The organism is Martinezella miluonensis (assembly GCF_900094545.1).
GTDB lineage: Bacteria > Pseudomonadota > Alphaproteobacteria > Rhizobiales > Rhizobiaceae > Rhizobium > Rhizobium miluonense.
On record NZ_FMAH01000004.1, the window covers coordinates 208,552 to 226,781 of the forward strand.

At 59.2% G+C, this 18,230-nt stretch carries 18 protein-coding genes and 5 tRNA genes; 11 read left to right on the plus strand and 12 right to left on the minus strand.

Annotated features, from left to right (window positions below; translation table 11 throughout):
* The first annotated feature begins 90 nt into the window (after window positions 1-90).
* The 4 genes from GA0061102_RS06545 (at window position 91) to recJ (ending at window position 5,229) form a co-directional block, all read left to right on the plus strand.
* Window positions 91-543 carry a hypothetical protein gene (locus tag GA0061102_RS06545; RefSeq protein WP_092845109.1) on the plus strand — a complete coding sequence of 151 codons (453 nt, stop codon included), beginning with the start codon at window positions 91-93 and terminating at the stop codon, window positions 541-543.
* A 223-nt stretch (window positions 544-766) separates the two neighbouring features.
* Window positions 767-1,987 (plus strand): LL-diaminopimelate aminotransferase, encoded by a 1,221-nt coding sequence (locus GA0061102_RS06550; RefSeq protein ID WP_092845111.1) that lies wholly within the window; start codon window positions 767-769, stop codon window positions 1,985-1,987.
* Between the two features lie 59 nt (window positions 1,988-2,046).
* Entirely contained in the window at window positions 2,047-3,366 is a 1,320-nt protein-coding gene (locus tag GA0061102_RS06555) for a homoserine dehydrogenase (RefSeq protein ID WP_092845296.1), read from the plus strand.
* Between the two features lie 57 nt (window positions 3,367-3,423).
* The gene (gene recJ / locus GA0061102_RS06560; protein ID WP_425348516.1) at window positions 3,424-5,229 is read left to right on the plus strand and encodes a single-stranded-DNA-specific exonuclease RecJ; all 1,806 of its coding nucleotides are present in this window, start codon (window positions 3,424-3,426) and stop codon (window positions 5,227-5,229) included.
* Between the two features lie 60 nt (window positions 5,230-5,289).
* Here the strand turns inward: recJ and GA0061102_RS06565 are convergent.
* The 5 genes from GA0061102_RS06565 to GA0061102_RS06585 form a co-directional block, all read right to left on the minus strand.
* A tRNA-Glu gene (locus tag GA0061102_RS06565) sits at window positions 5,290-5,364 on the minus strand.
* Between the two features lie 119 nt (window positions 5,365-5,483).
* A tRNA-Glu gene (locus GA0061102_RS06570) sits at window positions 5,484-5,558 on the minus strand.
* Between the two features lie 82 nt (window positions 5,559-5,640).
* Window positions 5,641-5,715: transfer RNA gene (locus GA0061102_RS06575), tRNA-Glu, on the minus strand.
* A 173-nt stretch (window positions 5,716-5,888) separates the two neighbouring features.
* The gene (locus tag GA0061102_RS06580; RefSeq protein ID WP_092845113.1) at window positions 5,889-6,683 is read right to left on the minus strand and encodes a hypothetical protein; all 795 of its coding nucleotides are present in this window, start codon (window positions 6,681-6,683) and stop codon (window positions 5,889-5,891) included.
* Window positions 6,684-6,887: 204 nt separating this feature from the next.
* Complete coding sequence (locus GA0061102_RS06585; protein WP_092845115.1) at window positions 6,888-7,328, minus strand: VOC family protein; 441 nt, start codon at window positions 7,326-7,328, stop codon at window positions 6,888-6,890.
* A gap of 197 nt (window positions 7,329-7,525) precedes the next feature.
* Here GA0061102_RS06585 and GA0061102_RS06590 point away from each other — a divergent pair, with 197 nt between their 5' ends.
* From GA0061102_RS06590 to GA0061102_RS06610, 5 genes are all read left to right on the plus strand, one after another.
* Entirely contained in the window at window positions 7,526-8,104 is a 579-nt protein-coding gene (locus GA0061102_RS06590) for a cold-shock protein (RefSeq protein ID WP_092845117.1), read from the plus strand.
* 28 nt (window positions 8,105-8,132) lie between these two features.
* Window positions 8,133-8,618 carry a DUF192 domain-containing protein gene (locus GA0061102_RS06595; RefSeq protein WP_208858614.1) on the plus strand — a complete coding sequence of 162 codons (486 nt, stop codon included), beginning with the start codon at window positions 8,133-8,135 and terminating at the stop codon, window positions 8,616-8,618.
* Window positions 8,619-8,769: 151 nt separating this feature from the next.
* Window positions 8,770-8,846 (plus strand) — tRNA-Pro (locus GA0061102_RS06600).
* Between the two features lie 319 nt (window positions 8,847-9,165).
* Window positions 9,166-9,471: an ETC complex I subunit gene (locus GA0061102_RS06605; protein WP_092845121.1), complete on the plus strand. Its 306-nt coding sequence runs from the start codon at window positions 9,166-9,168 to the stop codon at window positions 9,469-9,471.
* An 89-nt stretch (window positions 9,472-9,560) separates the two neighbouring features.
* Window positions 9,561-9,637 (plus strand) — tRNA-Arg (locus GA0061102_RS06610).
* Between the two features lie 85 nt (window positions 9,638-9,722).
* On the opposite strand, the gene GA0061102_RS33110 is transcribed toward GA0061102_RS06610, so the two are convergent.
* Together GA0061102_RS33110 and GA0061102_RS06615 are read right to left on the minus strand one after the other, a co-directional pair.
* Entirely contained in the window at window positions 9,723-9,884 is a 162-nt protein-coding gene (locus tag GA0061102_RS33110) for a hypothetical protein (protein WP_167667921.1), read from the minus strand.
* A gap of 91 nt (window positions 9,885-9,975) precedes the next feature.
* Window positions 9,976-10,584 carry a LysE family translocator gene (locus tag GA0061102_RS06615; protein WP_092845300.1) on the minus strand — a complete coding sequence of 203 codons (609 nt, stop codon included), beginning with the start codon at window positions 10,582-10,584 and terminating at the stop codon, window positions 9,976-9,978.
* Between the two features lie 110 nt (window positions 10,585-10,694).
* Between GA0061102_RS06615 and GA0061102_RS06620 the strand changes: the two genes are divergently transcribed.
* On the plus strand, window positions 10,695-11,156 hold the full coding sequence (locus GA0061102_RS06620) for an Lrp/AsnC family transcriptional regulator (protein WP_092845123.1): 462 nt from the start codon (window positions 10,695-10,697) through the stop codon (window positions 11,154-11,156).
* Window positions 11,157-11,237: 81 nt separating this feature from the next.
* Here GA0061102_RS06620 and GA0061102_RS06625 read toward each other — a convergent pair whose 3' ends face one another.
* The 4 genes from GA0061102_RS06625 to GA0061102_RS06640 all read right to left on the minus strand — a co-directional run bounded on the left by GA0061102_RS06625 (window position 11,238) and on the right by GA0061102_RS06640 (window position 15,496).
* A complete protein-coding gene (locus tag GA0061102_RS06625; protein ID WP_092845125.1) occupies window positions 11,238-12,011 on the minus strand; it encodes an amino acid ABC transporter ATP-binding protein in 774 nt (257 codons plus the stop codon).
* A gap of 18 nt (window positions 12,012-12,029) precedes the next feature.
* A complete protein-coding gene (locus GA0061102_RS06630) occupies window positions 12,030-13,184 on the minus strand; it encodes an amino acid ABC transporter permease (RefSeq protein ID WP_092845127.1) in 1,155 nt (384 codons plus the stop codon).
* Between the two features lies 1 nt (window position 13,185).
* On the minus strand, window positions 13,186-14,376 hold the full coding sequence (locus GA0061102_RS06635; protein WP_092845129.1) for an amino acid ABC transporter permease: 1,191 nt from the start codon (window positions 14,374-14,376) through the stop codon (window positions 13,186-13,188).
* Window positions 14,377-14,470: 94 nt separating this feature from the next.
* Window positions 14,471-15,496: an amino acid ABC transporter substrate-binding protein gene (locus tag GA0061102_RS06640; RefSeq protein WP_092845131.1), complete on the minus strand. Its 1,026-nt coding sequence runs from the start codon at window positions 15,494-15,496 to the stop codon at window positions 14,471-14,473.
* Between the two features lie 373 nt (window positions 15,497-15,869).
* On the opposite strand from GA0061102_RS06640, the gene GA0061102_RS06645 reads away from it, so the two are divergent.
* Window positions 15,870-17,060: a cystathionine beta-lyase gene (locus GA0061102_RS06645; RefSeq protein WP_092845133.1), complete on the plus strand. Its 1,191-nt coding sequence runs from the start codon at window positions 15,870-15,872 to the stop codon at window positions 17,058-17,060.
* Here GA0061102_RS06645 and GA0061102_RS06650 read toward each other — a convergent pair whose 3' ends face one another.
* Entirely contained in the window at window positions 17,061-18,224 is a 1,164-nt protein-coding gene (locus tag GA0061102_RS06650) for an FAD-dependent monooxygenase (RefSeq protein WP_092845135.1), read from the minus strand.
* Window positions 18,225-18,230: the final 6 nt, after the last annotated feature.

Below are 18,230 nucleotides of genomic sequence, written 5' to 3' on the forward strand. Positions count from 1 at the left end.
GTCGAATGAAACACAAGCCTGCTCTTGCTTTGCCGCTGCGACAAATTTAACAGTCTCAACCCACGGCAAGGAATTGGCAGAAAGACAATTATGGGCAGCGGCATGGTGGCAAGACTGAACCGATATTCCGTACTCTGCGGTGCAATGTGCGGGATTTTCGCATTGACGCTCGCGGGCTGCTCAACGCCCGAGGAAAAGGCTGCTTACGCCAAGCGCAAGCAGCCGCCCGAGGCGGTGATTATAAAGCCCACAAAAGGCACCCCGATCACGGAAACCAGCACGCAGCAGCATTATAAGGACGGCTATCCTTCCTTCAACGCGCCGCCGACGGCTGCAAACGTGCAGATCAACGATCAGCAGGCGGGCGACATGGTCAAGCAGCTGTCGGCTCTCGGATCTCAGCGCAAGGCAGGCGTTATCTCGGAGGCTGAATACCAGAAGCGCGTCGCCGAGATGCGCAAGCTGGCGGCCGAGCATGGCCAGGATACGCTGCAGGAAATTCAGAAAGAGAGCAGCGGCCAACCGGGCCAGACGCAGAATTAGCCTTGCGTTTCAGGCGATTTGGACGCAAAGCGTTCGGATAGACCGGGTTTGGATGCATCTTTATCGGTTAAGTGCACTTCGTGTGCGCAGCCGCCCAAGATTCACCTCATCTTTCGAGAAAACATGGTTGCGGCGCCGCGATTCCGGAGTTCGTATTGCGGCTGACCGGTAGATCAACGAACTTCAACGCGGTTTTGAGGGCCGCTGTCCCATGGGGAAAGAAATGGAAGAGTTTCATAAAGTCCGGCGTTTGCCGCCCTACGTTTTCGAACAGGTCAACCGTTTGAAGGCGAGCGCGCGAGCGGGCGGCGCGGACATTATCGATCTCGGCATGGGCAATCCCGATCTTCCGACTCCCAAGGCCATCGTCGATAAGCTGTGCGAAGTGGTGCAGGACCCACGCACGCATCGCTACTCTTCGTCCAAGGGCATTCCCGGCCTTCGCCGGGCGCAGGCCGCCTATTACGCACGCCGTTTCGGCGTCAAGCTCAATCCGGATACGCAGGTGGTCGCCACCCTCGGCTCCAAGGAAGGCTTCGCCAACATGGCGCAGGCGATCACGGCGCCGGGCGATGTCATCCTCTGCCCGAACCCGACCTATCCGATCCACGCCTTCGGCTTCCTGATGGCGGGTGGCGTGATCCGCTCGATGTCGGTCGAGCCGGACGACAGCTTCTTCCCGCCGCTGGAGCGGGCTGTGCGTCATTCAATCCCGAAGCCGCTGGCTTTGATCCTGAACTATCCGTCGAACCCGACGGCTTACGTGGCAACGCTCGATTTCTACAAGGAAGTCATCGCCTTCGCCAAGAAGCATGACATCATCGTGCTTTCGGATCTCGCCTATTCGGAAATCTACTTCGACGACGCACCGCCGCCGTCGGTGCTGGAAGTTCCGGGCGCGATGGACGTCACCGTCGAGTTCACTTCGATGTCGAAAACCTTCTCCATGCCCGGCTGGCGCATGGGTTTTGCCGTCGGCAACGAACGGCTGATCGCGGCGTTGACGCGCGTGAAGTCCTACCTCGATTACGGCGCTTTCACGCCGATCCAGGTGGCGGCGACGCATGCGCTGAACGGCGACGGTTCCGACATTGCGGAAGTGCGCAGCATCTACAAGCGCCGTCGCGACATACTGGTCGAGAGCTTCGGCAAGGCCGGCTTCGAAGTGCCGCCGCCGGCGGCGACCATGTTCGCCTGGGCGAAGATCCCGGAAAAGTTCCGTCATCTCGGCTCGCTGGAATTCTCCAAGCTTCTGGTCGAGAAGGCCGACATCGCAGTTGCTCCGGGCATCGGCTTCGGCGAGCAGGGTGACGATTATGTCCGCATCGCGCTCGTTGAAAACGAGCATCGCATCCGCCAGGCAGCGCGCAATCTGAAGCGCTTCCTCTCCGCCGCGGATGAAACGATGCATAATGTGATTTCGCTGAACGCACATCGTTCATAATGTTACGCGGCAGCCGCTCCGGCGGCTGCCGTCCCAAAAATACTGATCAGGAATTTTTCATGGCAGATGCCCTCAAAATCGGCATTGCGGGCTTGGGCACCGTCGGTGCCTCGCTCGTCCGCATCATCCAGAGTCGTGCCAACGAACTTGCTGTTACCTGCGGCCGCCCCGTCAAGATCGTTGCCGTCACTGCGCGCGATCGCACGCGGGATCGGGGCATCGATCTCCAGGGCATCGAGTGGTACGGCGGTCCGGTGGATCTGGCTCAGAAGGCCGATATCGATGTCTTCGTCGAGCTGATCGGCGGTTCCGAAGGTGCTGCCAATGCCGCCGTGCGCGCAGCACTTGCACGCGGCCTGCATGTCGTTACCGCCAACAAGGCGCTGCTTGCCTATCACGGTGTCGAGCTGGCGCAGATCGCCGAAGAGAAGGGCGTGCTGCTGAATTTCGAAGCGGCCGTTGCCGGTGGCATTCCGGTCATCAAGGCGCTGCGCGAATCCCTGACCGGCAATACGATCTCGCGCGTTTACGGCATCATGAACGGCACCTGCAACTACATCCTGACCCGGATGGAGAAGGAAGGCCTGTCCTTTGCCGATTGCCTGAAGGAAGCCCAGCGCCTCGGCTATGCCGAAGCCGATCCGGCTTTCGACATCGAAGGTAACGACACGGCCCACAAGCTCGCCATCCTGACGACGCTTGCCTTCGGCAACCGCATCGCAGCCGACGACATCTATCTCGAGGGCATCACCAACGTCTCCATCGAGGATATTCGCGCGGCTGCCGATCTCGGCTATCGCATCAAGCTGCTCGGCGTTGCCCAGCGCACCGAAAGCGGCATCGAACAGCGCGTGCATCCGACCATGGTGCCGCTTGATTCGGTCATCGCCCAGGTTGATGGCGTCACCAACGCGGTGGCGATCGAATCGGATATTCTCGGCGAGTTGCTGATGGTCGGCCCCGGCGCCGGCGGCAATGCAACTGCCTCTTCCGTATTGGGCGACATTGCCGATATCGCCAAGAGCCGTCCTGGCGAGCAGCGCGTGCCGGTATTCGGCCACCCCGCCAAGACGCTCGAGCCCTACCGCAAGGCACAGATGCAGAGCCATGAGGGCGGCTATTTCATCCGTCTGACCGTTCTCGACCGCACAGGCGTCTTCGCGAGCGTTGCCACCCGCATGGCGGAGAACCAGATTTCGCTCGAATCGATCGTGCAGCGGTCGACGCAGCACCTGTCGCCCTCGACACACCAGACCATCATCCTCGTCACCCATGCGACAATGGAGGATTCGGTGCGCAAGGCCGTTGCCTCCATCAGGAACGAAGGCTATCTCGTCGGCGAACCGCAGGTCATCCGCATCGAGCGGCCGAAGGAATAGGCTGATAGACGGCGGCATAGCTCAAAGGAGCGCTGCCGTCTGCCAATTTTGGGAGAGATGGTGGAACAACCGGTCGATCCAGTTCAGCGGGCCTTTCTGGGCGTCGAGCGGTCCGTTTCCGGCAATCGCTGGGTTTCCCGGCTCGATCAGGCCGGTCTGAACAGAGCGCTCGCCATCGCTCAGGTGCATGGCTTGCCGGAGCTGATCTCCCGCGTGCTTGCCGGGCGTGGTGTCGGCATCGATGAGGCCATGGCCTTTCTCGATCCGACGATCCGCGCTCTGATGCCTGATCCATATTTGTTGACCGATTGCGAGAAGGCAGCGCAGAGGCTGTTGCGGGCGCTCAAGACGGGCGAGACTGTCGCGATCTTCGGCGACTATGACGTCGACGGCGCCGCCTCGTCAGCGCTGCTCTATCGCTTTCTGACGCATTTCGGCGTTCCCGCAAGCATCTACATCCCCGACCGCATCTTCGAAGGCTACGGCCCTAATCCCAACGCCATCAATCAGCTCATCGACAATGGCGCGAAGCTCATCGTGACCGTCGATTGCGGCTCCACCAGTTTTGAAGCGCTTGACGCGGCGAGGGCACGCAATATCGACGTCGTCGTCATCGATCACCATCAGGTCGCACACGAATTGCCGCCGTGCCATGCGCTGGTCAATCCGAATCGCGAGGACGATCTGTCCGGGCAGGGGCATCTTTGCGCTGCCGGTGTGGTCTTCCTGGTTCTGGTCGCCGCCCTCAAGCAGCTGCGCGAAGCGGGCGATTCCCGGGTGCGCTCCGTCGATCTGCTGGCATGGCTCGATATCGTCGCGCTCGCGACCGTCTGCGATGTCGTGCCGCTGAAGGGCCTAAACCGCGCTTACGTCGTCAAGGGCCTGATCGCTGCCCGCCATCAGGGCAATCCCGGCCTTGCCGCACTGTTCCGCAAGGCGGGGCTTGGCGGCCCGGTAACGCCCTATCATTTCGGCTTCCTGATTGGCCCGCGCATCAATGCCGGCGGCCGTATCGGCGATGCTGCGCTTGGAGCACGCCTTCTGACCTTGGATGAGACGGGTGAGGCCGAGACGATCGCCGCGAAGCTCGACGAGCTCAATCGCGACCGGCAAGCCATGGAAGCCGCCATGCTGCAGGAGGCCGAAGCAGAAGCACTGGCGGAATATGGCAATGGCGACGGCGCCTCGGTCATCATCACGGCGCGGGAGAGCTGGCACCCCGGCATCGTCGGCCTGATCGCGTCACGGTTGAAGGACAAGTTTCGCCGGCCGGCTTTCGCCATTGCCTTCGATTCGTCGGGCAAGGGCACGGGTTCCGGCCGTTCGATCAATGGCTTCGACATGGGTCGCATGGTCCGCGCCGCCGTCGATGCCGGCCTGCTGGTCAAGGGCGGCGGCCATGCGATGGCGGCCGGTTTGACGGTGGAGCGAAGCAATCTCGGAAAGCTGCGCACCTTTTTCACCGAGAAGGCCGAAAAGCAGGTGGCTGGCCTGGTCGCCAATGAGACGCTCAAGATCGACGGCGCGATCGGCGCAAGCGGCGCGACGGTGGAGCTGATAGACCGCCTTGAAACGGCCGGCCCCTACGGCTCCGGCCATCCCCAGCCCATCTTCGCTCTGCCGAGCCACAGGCTGCGCGATTCCCGCCTTGTCGGCCAGTCGCATATCAAGATCACGCTTGAAGCGCAGGATGGCGGCCGGGTCGATGGCATCGCGTTTCGCGCGGCAGAGACGCCGTTGGGTGAATTGTTGATGTCTTCCCGCGGCGCGCAGATCCATGTCGCGGGCACGCTCGGCGCCGATCACTGGCAGGGCAGCAGGCGCGTGCAGCTTCGGGTCATCGATGCGGCAAAAGCCGTCTAAGAGCAGAATTGGGTTTTCCCAATTTCGGATGCAAAATCATCGATTTAATGAGAGGGACAGTGGCACGCCCTAGGGGAGTCGAACCCCTCTTTACAGAATGAAAATCTGTCGTCCTAACCGATAGACGAAGGGCGCGTGCTGTGGCGCCCTTATAGTCAGCACCTTTCATTCCCGCAAGCGGAAAATCGAGAAAAATCCAGGACTAGACGCAGATTTTTTGAGGCGATTGTGGAAAACTTTGCACCATCGCGATTTGGTACGCCCTAGGGGAGTCGAACCCCTCTTTACAGAATGAGAATCTGTCGTCCTAACCGATAGACGAAGGGCGCATGCTGCATAGGCTAGATAAGAACGACATATAGCATCCGCAAGCGGTAGCTTATGAATTCATGATGGGGAGAGGAACAACAGTGGCACGCCCTAGGGGAGTCGAACCCCTCTTTACAGAATGAAAATCTGTCGTCCTAACCGATAGACGAAGGGCGCGTGCAGCTGTTGTGTGGCGCGCTTATAGCGGGGTGATTTCAATCCTGCAAGCGCCAATTTTGCTTTTTTGTGGAAAAAATGACAGCTGGATGAAATTGCCGCCGGCACTGAATAAGTGAGACTTAACAGGACGTTGCCGACGACATCGAAGATTCCCTGGAAACGCGGGCTCCTTACTGGCCGCCGGCACCTTGTATCGGTTGCACCAGCAGCTTGCCGTTCTGAGGTTGGTTTTTCGCCGCGATGAATTGTGCCAGGGCAGCGGCTTGCTTGCTGTTCAATTCGCGGACATTCGGGTTCGGAGCGGCCATAACGCCCGACGAGGTCACCTGCGCAATCGGCTGCGGCGAATTGGCCACGGGGGCGGTGGCATTGCGGATGACGGGCGGCGGCAACACATCGGCCGAGGTGAGGCCGTTCGGCGCGGCGGTGGCACCAAGCGACTGCTGTGTGGCGGGCTGCTGCATGCCGGGCGGCGTGCTGTAGACGCTGCGCATCATCGGCGTGATGGTCTGTGGGCCTTGGGACTGGTTATTGGCGAGCGTCCCGTCCGGATTGACGGCGACGGGCGGCGGCGCTGAGAAGATGCTGCTTCTGTTCGCGTTCACGCCGGTCGGCTGCGTGACCAGGCCGCCTATATTGGGCTGTCCTTCCGTGGGCGTCGCCGTCGGGGCGGGATAGAGCGCCTGGTTCTGCTGGGCGATGATCTGCTGGCGCGTGCCGCTGACGCTATGCACCATCGGATCGCGGTAAGTGCCGTCGGCTTTGCGCCGGCGAGCATCTGCCTTGCTGTTCATGTCGGCCGCGAGTTGTTCAGCCGCCGTCGGCTGCGCCGCGGGCGCGGCTTCCGCAGTCTCTGTCGACTGTTTGCCGGCGGTCGCGCAGCTCGCAAGCATCACAAATGAGGCGAAGACGGCAATAGTGCTTGCTAGCTTCTTCCTGCCGTATAAAATCTGTTGATCGCACATGGGACGTTCCCCGCAAAAAGGTTTGCATCGGAACGGCCTCCTGCGAGGGACGACGATATCGCACGCGCCGACCGGGAACGATGACGGCGCGATATCCGATGCATGATGCTTCGAGTCGTCTAAGCATGCCGGAGGATGGGCATGGGCGGCAAGCGCGAAACGGATGGCTCCGCGCGTGCCGTAAGCCTCGCGAAAGCTTGCCCCTTACCAGGCGCCGGTATTGGGCATCGAGGCCCAGGGCTCGGCAGACGGAAGATTTGCGCCCTTTTGCAGGATCTCGATGGAAATGCCGTCGGGGGAGCGCACGAAAGCCATGTGACCATCGCGCGGCGGGCGGTTGATCGTGATGCCATTGTCCATGAGATTCTGGCAGGTCGCATAGATATCGTCGACCTCATAGGCGAGGTGGCCGAAGTTACGTCCGCCGGTGTATTCTTCCTGATCCCAGTTGTAGGTCAGTTCCAGGCTGGGGGCGCCGTTGCTGCGGGACGATTCGGCGTCTTCGCCAGCTGCAAGGAATACGAGCGTATAGCGGCCTTTCTCGTTTTCGTAGCGGCGGGTTTCGACAAGCCCGAACAGGGTGCTATAAAAATGCAACGAGGCGTCGAGATCGGTGACGCGAACCATTGTGTGGAGATAACGCATTCTATTTCCTCTCTTAATATTGAGCCGACCGGATTTTCGTTCGAAGCACCAGCTTCGCGCAAGTCTTGGAGCAATAATCTTAGGGTGGGAATAAACGAAAACTAGGACTTGCGCTTTTCCGTTACCAAGATGTTAATCTTGATATCAGGGAATCAGTTAACCGTAACAGTGTGACGCGTAATCGAGGGCTGGCTAGGATGGGTGACAGAATTTCATCGAAGGGAGTTGACGACTTCGAGGAGATGTCCGGCGATGCCGTCGAGCTCATCGAAATCTCCGGCGTCGTCAAGTGGTTCGATGTGGCCAAGGGCTTTGGCTTCATAGTGCCTGACAACGGCATGCAGGACGTATTGCTGCATGTGACGTGCCTGCGCCGCGATGGTTATCAGACGATTCTCGAAGGAACCCGCATTGTTGCGCTGATTCAGCGCCGGGAACGCGGCTATCAGGCTTTCAAGATCCTCTCCATGGATCAGTCGACTGCCGTGCATCCATCGCAGATGCCGCCGGTGCGCACACATGTGCAGGTGACCGCCACCAGCGGCCTCGAGCGCGCGCTCGTGAAATGGTTCAACCGGACCAAGGGCTTCGGCTTCCTGACGCGTGGCGAGGGCACGGAGGATATCTTCGTGCACATGGAAACGCTGCGTCGCTTCGGCCTGGCCGAATTGCGGCCGGGGCAGGTGGTGCTTGTTCGCTTCGGGCCAGGCGAAAAGGGCCTGATGGCGGCGGAAATCCATCCGGATGCGCCGAGCCCGGTTACGCGGCCGCATTGATATGAAAAGAGACAGGTCTCTCGGACTTATGAAAAGCGCCATTTTGGCGCTTTTTCTCGTTGGGGCCACCGTCTCATCCTCCTTTGCGGCTCAGACGGCAGCGCAGCAGTCGATGGCCTTTGATTCGGAGCCGCTTTCGATCGCATCGCCCAAGGGCCAGGCTCATAAATTCACCGTGGAGCTGGCACTGACGCCGCCGCAGCTGGAATTCGGCCTGATGTATCGCGACAAGATGCCGGCCGACCACGGCATGCTGTTCGATTTCGGCACGTCGCGGCCCGTGATGATGTGGATGAAGAACACCGAGCTGCCGCTCGACATGCTCTTTCTGGACCAAAAGGGTGTCGTCACCCACATCCAGGAAAACGCCGTGCCCTTTTCGGAAACGATCATCAACTCCGGCGGCCCGGTCGCCTATGTCATCGAGCTGAACGGCGGAGTGGTCAAGAAACTCGGCCTTGCCGTCGGCGACAAGGTGACGAGCGCCACCATTTCGGCGAAACTCAAAAAATAGATTTTCCTCGGGGAAGATCCGCCCGGCGTGATTTTACCTGTTGCAGCAGGCAGATGAACCGTGTATCTCCCCACTCGTTCCGACGGATAGGTGTTCGGCGGTGCAAAACTTAAGTCATGATCCCTTTCCTTCGGCGATCATGCTGACGGTACGGAGTGTAGCGCAGTCTGGTAGCGCATCTGGTTTGGGACCAGAGGGTCGGGAGTTCGAATCTCTCCACTCCGACCATTTAAACAATCCCACAATCTTTTGATCTGAGAGCGGCGGAAGTCGCGGACCTCGCCGAAACGCCCATTTCAAATCTGCGCCAACGGCGGTCGCGCGACGTCAGGCGTGACATGGCCGGTGCCGGTAAACTATCTGCGGAGCGATCGTGCGAGCTGTCAGCGAACGCGCCTTATCCGGCGGCATCGCCCGCCTTTTTGCTTGAAAGCAAAGGGAATCGCGGCTAATCAAACTTTACGTGCGCTCGGCTCGCAAGGGCCGTGCCAAGGCAAGAGAAGCAAAGAGGCGGGGCGTTCCCGCGTTATTCGGAGGCGCTGCAGCGATGCCTGCCAAGATCTATCGTCCCGCAAAGACCGCCATGCAATCCGGCAAGGCCAAGACCCATATATGGGTTCTGGAATTCGACCAGGAGATCCCGCGCAAGATCGATCCGATCATGGGCTATACGTCTTCTGCCGATACGCGCCAGCAGCTGAAGCTGACGTTCGACACGCAGGAGTTGGCGGAGGCCTATGCCCAGCGCAACGGCATCGAATATCGCGTCATCGCTCCGAAGGATGCCATTCGCCAGACGGTTTCCTACTCCGACAATTTCCGGTTTTCGCGCATCCAGCCCTGGACTCACTGAGGCAGGAACTTATTGAACCCTGCCCATTGAGTTGGACGGCGGTTTCAGGCATGTGTTGGCCGCCGCACGCAAGATGCGGCAGGCTTCACGGCCCCTTAGCTCAGCTGGATAGAGCACTTGCCTTCTAAGCATGTGGTCACAGGTTCGAATCCTGTAGGGGTCGCCATTTCTCTCAATGATCTGTTGCATGGCTGTGTGAGCGCAGCATTTGGAGCGTGCTCGAATTTTGCTCGCGACGGGCTAGCTCAATCTCAATTCGCCACTGTCGACCAGCCACCAGCACCTGCAGGTCTCGTCGCATCGACCGCCATCTGAATGAGATCGTAGCCGAACATTGCTCCCGCCAGTTTGATAACGATGATGGCCGCGCTCAAAAGTGCAAGCCCGCCGATGATCCTGTCGCTCTTCTTCACAGTCCGCTTCCCCTAACGCCTTGTGAATGCCGCATATTTTGTGATTGTCAGGCAGTATATCGCGTTTTGCACGAAGCGCCATATGGCTTGCTCACGCCGCCAGTCGTCCCGCGGCGACAAGCAGAAGGCAACCGGCGATACCTTCTGTCCACCGGCGGCGCCGATCGCTGATGCTTGCCCGCGCGCCGAGTGCCGCAAGGGTGAGGCTGAGAATAGCATAGAATGCCCCGCACAGCCCGATGAATACGGCCGACAGAAGGGACGCCTGCACTGCTACGCTCCCATTGTGGCTGATGAATTGCGGCAGGATGGCGAAGTAGATCATCATGCCCTTTGGGTTGAGAACGGCCGTCAGGAAGCCGCGCCGAAGCCCGTCTGCTGCCGCTGTCGCCTTCGGCGTGACCTTGCCGGCCTTCATTGAGGAGCTGATGAGGCGGGATGCCAGGTAGCCGAGATAGGCGATGCCGAGCCAGCGCAGGACCATGAACAGGGCGGGAGAGGCGGCAATGATGGCTGCGACCCCGAGGGCTGCAAGCATGGAATGGATGACGTAGCCGATGCAGATGCCGGCCGTCGATCGCAGCCCGGCGCCTGCGCCACCGGACATTGCCTGTGACGCTATGAACAGCATGTCCGGCCCCGGCGTGCAGATGAGGGGCAGGACGGTGGCGGTGAAGAGAAGGAGATTGGCGCTTTCCATGAATGAAAGCTTAGATCTTTGTGAACGCAATTGGCTTGCGTAGATGCCAGCTTCTATCGAATAATTGGCATTAGAATTCACGAAATGCATTCTGTTGGTAGAGGATGCCAATGAAGCTGGACGAGATAGACAAGCGTATTCTCAGCGTACTGCAACGCGACGGGCGAATTCAGAATGTGGAACTGGCAAGGGAAGTCGGTTTGTCGCCATCGCCCTGCCTGCGGCGCGTGAAGCTGCTTGAGGATGCCGGCATCATCGATCGCTATGTGGCGGTGCTGAACCCGGTCAAAGCCGGCTTGCCGCTTTCGCTGTTTGCCCGCGTTTGGCTGACCGCCCAGGATGCTGAAACGATCGATCACTTCATGGCGGCAATGAAGAAGCTGCCGCAGGTGATGGAGTGCTATATCATGCTGGGCGAAAGCGACGCGCTTCTTCGCGTCGCCGTATCCGATCTCGACGACTACCGGCAGTTCCAATCCACCCATCTGACGAAGGTCAACGGCATCCAGAATGTTAAGACGGATGTGCCGAGCCAGGTCGTCAAGCAGACTTACGCTTTGCCTTTGCGCTGATGGTCCCGAGCGTCGACAAGCCATAAAAAACCCGCCTGCTGCGATGCAACGGCGGGTTTTTCTCATTCGATCTTGGCCGGATTAGTGCAGGATCTGGCTGAGGAAGAGCTTGGTGCGCTCATGCTGCGGATTGTCGAAGAATTCCTTCGGCGAATTCTGCTCGACGATCTGGCCCTGGTCCATGAAGATGACGCGGTTGGCGACCTGGCGCGCGAAGCCCATTTCGTGGGTCACACACAGCATGGTCATGCCTTCTTCGGCAAGGCCCACCATCGTGTCGAGCACTTCCTTGATCATTTCCGGGTCGAGCGCGGAAGTTGGCTCGTCGAACAGCATGATCTTCGGGTTCATGCAGAGCGAGCGGGCGATCGCCACGCGCTGCTGCTGACCGCCGGAAAGCTGGCCGGGATATTTCTTCGCCTGCTCCGGGATCTTGACGCGGGTGAGGAAGTGCATGGCGATTTCTTCCGCCTGCTTCTTCGGCATCTTGCGCACCCAGATCGGCGCCAGCGTGCAGTTTTCCAGAATGGTCAGGTGAGGGAAGAGATTGAAGTGCTGGAACACCATGCCGACTTCGCGGCGCACTTCGTCGATCTTCTTCAGATCGTTGGTGAGTTCGACGCCATCAACGATGATCTGGCCCTTCTGATGCTCTTCCAGACGGTTGATGCAGCGGATCATCGTCGATTTTCCCGAGCCGGACGGGCCGGCAATGACGATGCGCTCGCCGCGCATGACCTTCAGATTGATATCTCGCAGTACATGGAAATCACCGTACCACTTGTTCATGTTGATCATGTCAACCGCGACTTCCGTCTCGGAGATAGTCAGTTTTTTGGGTTGGGCTTCAGCCATATTTTCATTCCCTCAATTTTATCGCTTGTGGCCGGTGTCGAGATGGCGCTCCACGAAACCTGAATAGCGCGACATTCCAAAACAGAACAGCCAAAAAATGAAGCCGGCGAAGACAAGGCCAGTGATTGGCGTAACGGCGCTTGCCCAATTTGCGTCGGAGAAATTCTGGCGGACGATGCCGAGCAGATCGAACATGCCGATGATGGCAACGAGCGACGTGTCCTTGAACATGCCGATATAGGTGTTGACGATACCGGGAATGACCAGCTTGATCGCCTGCGGCAAAATGATCAGCCGCATCTTCTGCCAGTAGCCAAGGCCGAGCGAGTCGGCTCCCTCGAATTGACCCTTAGGTATTGCCTGCAGGCCGCCGCGAATGACTTCGGCCATATAGGCCGAGGTGAAGATCGCAACGCCGACCACGGCGCGCAGCAGCTTATCCACCGTCCAGCCCTGCGGCATGAAGAGCGGCAGCATGTAGCTGGCCATAAACAGCACCGTGATCAGGGGCACGCCGCGGATGATTTCGATGAATACCACGCACAGCATGCGTACGACGGGCATCTTCGAGCGACGCCCTAGCGCAAGCAGGATGCCGAACGGAAAGGAGACCGCGATTGCGACGAAGGAAATCACCAGCGTCACCATCAGGCCACCCCATCTCTCCGTCTCCACGGCCTCAAGGCCGAAGCCGCCATGGAGCAGGAAGAAAGAGATAACCGGCAGCACGAAGAATGCCACGATCGCATTCAACCCTTTTCTGGGAACCGACGGCATCAGCAGCGGTGCGAAGCTGATGATCATCAAGATCGCGACGAGCACCGGCCGCCAGCGCTCGTCTGGAGGATAAAGGCCGAACATGAAGACGACGAATTTCGAGCGGATGAAGGCCCAGCAGGCGGCATTCCAGCCGTCCGGCTGCGTCCCGCCCTGCACGGTCGTGGCGCAGAAGGTGCGGTCGGTTCCGCTCCAGACTGCGTGTATGAACAGCCAATTGACCAAATGAGGGATAGCCCAAGCCAGAAAGGCGACGGCGAGGACAGTCAAGACGATGTCCTTCGGCGTGGCAAAGAGGTTGTTGCGGACCCAATGCCACACGCCTCTTTCACTGGCGGGTGCAGGCTGTCCCGACAAAAGTGCCTTGCTGACGAAGCTCTGATCTACACTGGACATCTTATCTCTCCACCAGGGCCATCTTGGCATTGAACCAGTTCATGAACAGCGATGTTACGATGCTCAAGGCGAGATAGATGACCATCCATATGACGACGACTTCGACGGCTCGACCGGACTGGTTGAGGATCACGCCGCCGACGGCGACGAGATCGGCATAACCAATGGCGATCGCGAGCGACGAGTTCTTGATCAGATTGAGATACTGGCTCGTCAGCGGCGGGATGATGATGCGCATTGCCTGTGGGATGACGATAAGCCGATTGATGGCTGAGGCTCGAAGACCGAGCGCGCCTGCCGCTTCTGACTGCCCCTTTGCCACACCGCGAATACCGGCGCGTACGATTTCGGCAATGTAAGTTGCGGTATAGAGGGAAAGAGCCAGCAGAAGAGCGATGAACTCCGGCCCCACCACCGTTCCGCCGGTGAGGTTGAATTTGCCAGCGATCGGATAGTCGAAGGAAAGCGGCATGCCCGTTGCCAGGAAGGCCAGTAGCGGCAGGCCGATCAAGATGCCGATCGACGCCCAGATCGTATGGAATTGCTGACCGGTCGCCGCCTGACGCCTATGCGCCCAGCGTGCCACGAAAAACACGGTCGCTATCGCGATAAGGAGAGCAATACCGACGACCCGCATGCCTGCGCCGAAAATCGGGCTGGGGAAGGCGAGGCCACGATTGCTGAGATAGCTGAAGAACGGCAGATGAACGGCATCGCGCGCCTGCGGCAGCAGTACCAAGACGCCGCTATACCAGAAGAAGATGACGAGCAGCGGTGGAATGTTGCGGAAGATCTCGACATAGGTCTGGGAGAGCTTCGCGATCAGCCAGTTGTTCGAAAGCCTGCCGATGCCGATGATGAAGCCGACGATCGTTGCCGCAACGATGCCGACGACCGATATAAGGAGCGTGTTGAGCAGGCCGACGATCAGCGCATCGGTATTGGTGGAATCGCTGGAATAGGGGATGAGAGCCTGTCCCAGATTGAAACCGGCGCGACCTTCGAGAAAGCCAAAGCCGAAGGAGCGGTTCAAGTCGTGGAGATTGCGCGCTGTATTGTAAAAGATGACCGCGCCGATGCCTGCGAGAATGACGATAGTCAGGACCTGGTAAAAAATACCCCGGACTTTGGGGTTGTTCAGCGCAGATACGAATGCGCTCCCGCCCTCAGGCGAATTCGTCGTGATTGCCATGCAAATTTTTTCCCCAATGTGCCTGTTTCAGGCTTGTTTTCTTGAGGGGAGAAAGGCGGATGCCGCCTTTCTCCAAAAGTGAGCTTGTTGAAGCTTAGCGTACCGGAGGCGCGTACTGGATGCCGCCCTTGTTCCAGAGAGCGTTGAGGCCGCGGGCGATCTTCAGCGGGCTGCCTGCGCCGATGTTGCGGTCGAAGACTTCGCCGTAGTTACCAACACCTTTGATGACGTTGTAGGCCCAGTCACTGGTGAGGCCAAGGTCGGTGCCGATCGTGGAACCCTGCTCGGCGCCGAGGAAACGCTTGATATCCGGGTTTGCGGACTTCTTCATGTCGTCGACGTTCTTCTGCGTGATGCCGAATTCCTCAGCATTGACGAGCGCATAGGCCGTCCAGCTGACGATGTTGAACCATTGGTCGTCGCCCTGGCGGACGGCCGGGCCGAGCGGCTCTTTGGAGATGATTTCAGGCAGAACGACGTTGTCGTCCGGATTCTTCAGCGTCAGACGCAGAGAGTAAAGGCCGGACTGGTCGGTGGTGTAGACGTCGCAACGGCCGGAGTCGTAAGCGGTGTTGACTTCCTCGAGCTTGTCGAAGACGACCGGATTGTACTGCAGATTATTGGTCTTGAAATAGTCGGCGAGGTTGAGCTCGGTCGTCGTGCCGGACTGGACGCAGACGGCCGCGCCGGAAAGCTCAAGCGCCGACTTCACGTTCAATTCCTTGCGAACCATGAAGCCCTGGCCGTCATAATAGGTGACGGGGCGGAACTTGAGGCCGAGAGCGGTGTCGCGGTTGATGGTCCAAGTCGTGTTACGAGAAAGCACGTCGATTTCGCCGGACTGCAGCGCGGTGAAGCGGTCCTTCGCGCTGAGGGGAGTGTACTTTACCTTGGTCGCGTCACCGAAGACGGCGGAAGCGACGGCCTTGCAGAAGTCGACGTCGAAACCGGCCCAATTACCGGATGCGTCCGGCTGTGCGAAGCCAAGAAGGCCCGTATTCACGCCGCACTGAACGAAGCCCTTGGCCTTTACATCGCCGAGCGTCGAGGCGGAGGCGCCGGACGCGGTGTAGGCCAATGCTGCGACTCCGAGAAACGCGGAGAGAGCAAACTTTTTCATCTTTCCCAACCTTCTTCTATTGTTTTATAGTTAAACTGTATCACCTCTGAAGCTGGTTCACGGGGAACCATGTTTCCTCACTCTCTTGAGGCGAGTGATCCTATCACAGTCGCAAATGGATTTCCGGTCAAGAGATTGACCCCATTATTGCCGATTTATTCCAAAATTTCACCCTGTTAGGCTGGAAATCGGGCGTTTGGCGCCAAAATGAGCAGGGTTTTGCCAAAAAACTGCACGGAAATGGGGTTTTAGGCACAGTTTTCAGTATTTTAGTCCTATAATAATATGATGCGATCGATAGGATCGGGGTTGACCCAACTGGACTTGCTCGCCACAAATCCAGCTTCCTACAGCGCCAAAGGCATATCCGGACATGAAAGACAAAGACACCTTCCTGCAGAACGCCGGCATCAACACACGTTTATCCCACATCGGCTATTCGCCTCTCGATTTTCACGGCTTCGTCAATCCGCCCGTAGTGCATGCCTCGACGGTGCTGTTTCCCAATGCCCGGGTGATGGAGACGCACGATCAGAAATACACCTATGGGACCCGCGGCACGCCGACGACGGACGCGCTGTGCGAGGCCATGGACGCACTGGAAGGATCGGCTGGAACCGTCATCGTTCCTTCCGGTCTTGCGGCGGTTACCGTGCCGTTTCTTGCCTACTTGTCCGCCGGCGATCACGCGTTGATCGTTGATTCGGTCTACGGGCCGACTCGCTTTTTTTGCGATACCATGCTGAAGCGACTCGGGGTTGAGGTCGACTATTACGATCCTTTGGCCGGTGCCGGTATCGAGCAACTGTTCAAGCCGAACACCAGGCTGGTTCATACCGAGGCGCCAGGTTCCAATACCTTCGAAATGCAGGATATTCCGGCCATTTCGGCGGCGGCTCACCGGCATGGATGCGTCGTCACCATGGACAATACCTGGGCGACCCCGCTCTATTTCAAGCCGCTCGATCATGGTGTCGACGTCTCCATCCACGCAGTGACGAAGTATCCGGCCGGCCACTCCGATATCGTCATGGGAACCGTTTCCGCCAACGAGACGCATTGGCAGCGATTGCTGGATGCGCATGGCCAGCTCGGCATCTGCGGCGCACCGGATGACGCCTATCAGGTGCTGCGCGGCTTGCGCACCATGGGTGTGCGCCTGGAGCGGCATCAGGAGAGTGCGCTCGAGATTGCCCGATGGCTCGAGAGCAGGGAAGAAGTCGCCCGCGTCTTGCATCCGGCGCTGCCGAGCTTCCCGAGCCATGAGATCTGGAAGCGTGACTTCAAGGGATCAAGCGGCATCTTCTCGTTCGTGCTGGCCGTCGACCGCGCTGAGAAATTCAAGGTCAAGGCGCATGCCTTCCTCGATGCATTGCGGATTTTCGGCCTCGGCTATTCCTGGGGCGGGTTCGAAAGCCTTGCATTGCAGGTGAACCTCAACGATCGGCGAGTCGCCAAGGCGCCAACCGAGGGACCGGTGATCCGTCTGCAGATCGGTCTCGAAGATGTCGCCGATATCAAGGCGGATATCGAAAAGGGCTTTGCGGCAGTCAAGGAAGTTTGATCAGCCGATGGCTCGATAGCCGTAAATCCAGTCCATATCCGCCGCAAGGCTTTGCGGCGGCCGTAGGGAGAGAACGATGTCGCGCGCCATGCGGATCGGTCCGCGGGCATGGTAGGCGAATTGATTAAAGGCGGCGCGCTGGCGCAGGCGAGCGATGCGCGGCGCACGACGTTTTTCAAAGAGATCGAATGCTTCCGCCGGTATGTGCTTTGCCAGCATGCCCGCCAGCTCGAACGCATCCTCGATCGCCATGGCCGCGCCCTGAGCCGCAAACGGCATCATCGCATGCGCGGCATCACCGATCAGGATCGTATCGCCGCCATTGTGCCAACGACCGGCGCCCATGGCATAAAGCGGCCAGAAACTTGTCTGAGCCTGCGCTTCCAGCATTCCCCGAATCGCATTGTTCCAGCCGGAAAAGCCCTCAAGCATGCTGTCCCGCTGCGCCTTGCTGCCGGCCGCTTTCCAGTCGTGACCGGTGCTGCTGCCGGAAACGATGGCGACGATGTTGAAGGCGGCATTTTCCCGGATCGGGTAGCAGACGAGATGGCTGGCCGGACCGAGAAATGCGGTGACGCTGGTCCTGTTCATGGCCGCCGGCGCCGCTGATTCCGCAATGGTGAAACGCCATGCGATGTTGCCGGAAAAGATGGGCGAGGGAGCGCCGGGTACCAGCATGCGTGCCTTGGACCAGACGCCATCGGCACCGATGATAACATCCAGATCCCGGCCGGCGATTCCAGCCAGCGCCTGCCGGTCTTTTACGTTGATGCGCTGGCCGAGACGCAGCGTGCAAAGCGCATTGGCGGTCACGGCGTCTAGAAGCACTTTTTGGAGCGTTGCGCGATGCACGGCCCCGTAGGGCGCACCCCATCGGTGTATGGCAAAATTCCCGCATGGAACGGAGGTGACGGGCCGCAGCGACGAACCGGAGACCAGCCGAATTTCCTCTGGCTCCAGCCAGAGCGACCGAAGTGTGTCGAGCACACCGAGCGTGTCGAGGATACGGGAAGCATTCGGGGAAATCTGCAAGCCGGCGCCGACTTCGGTCAGCGCTTCGGCCTGTTCGAAAATTTCGGAGCGGATGCCATGTCTCGCCAGCGCCAGCGCCGTCGTCAATCCGGCTATTCCGGCGCCGATGATTGCGGCTGTCTTGATCGGCATTCTTTT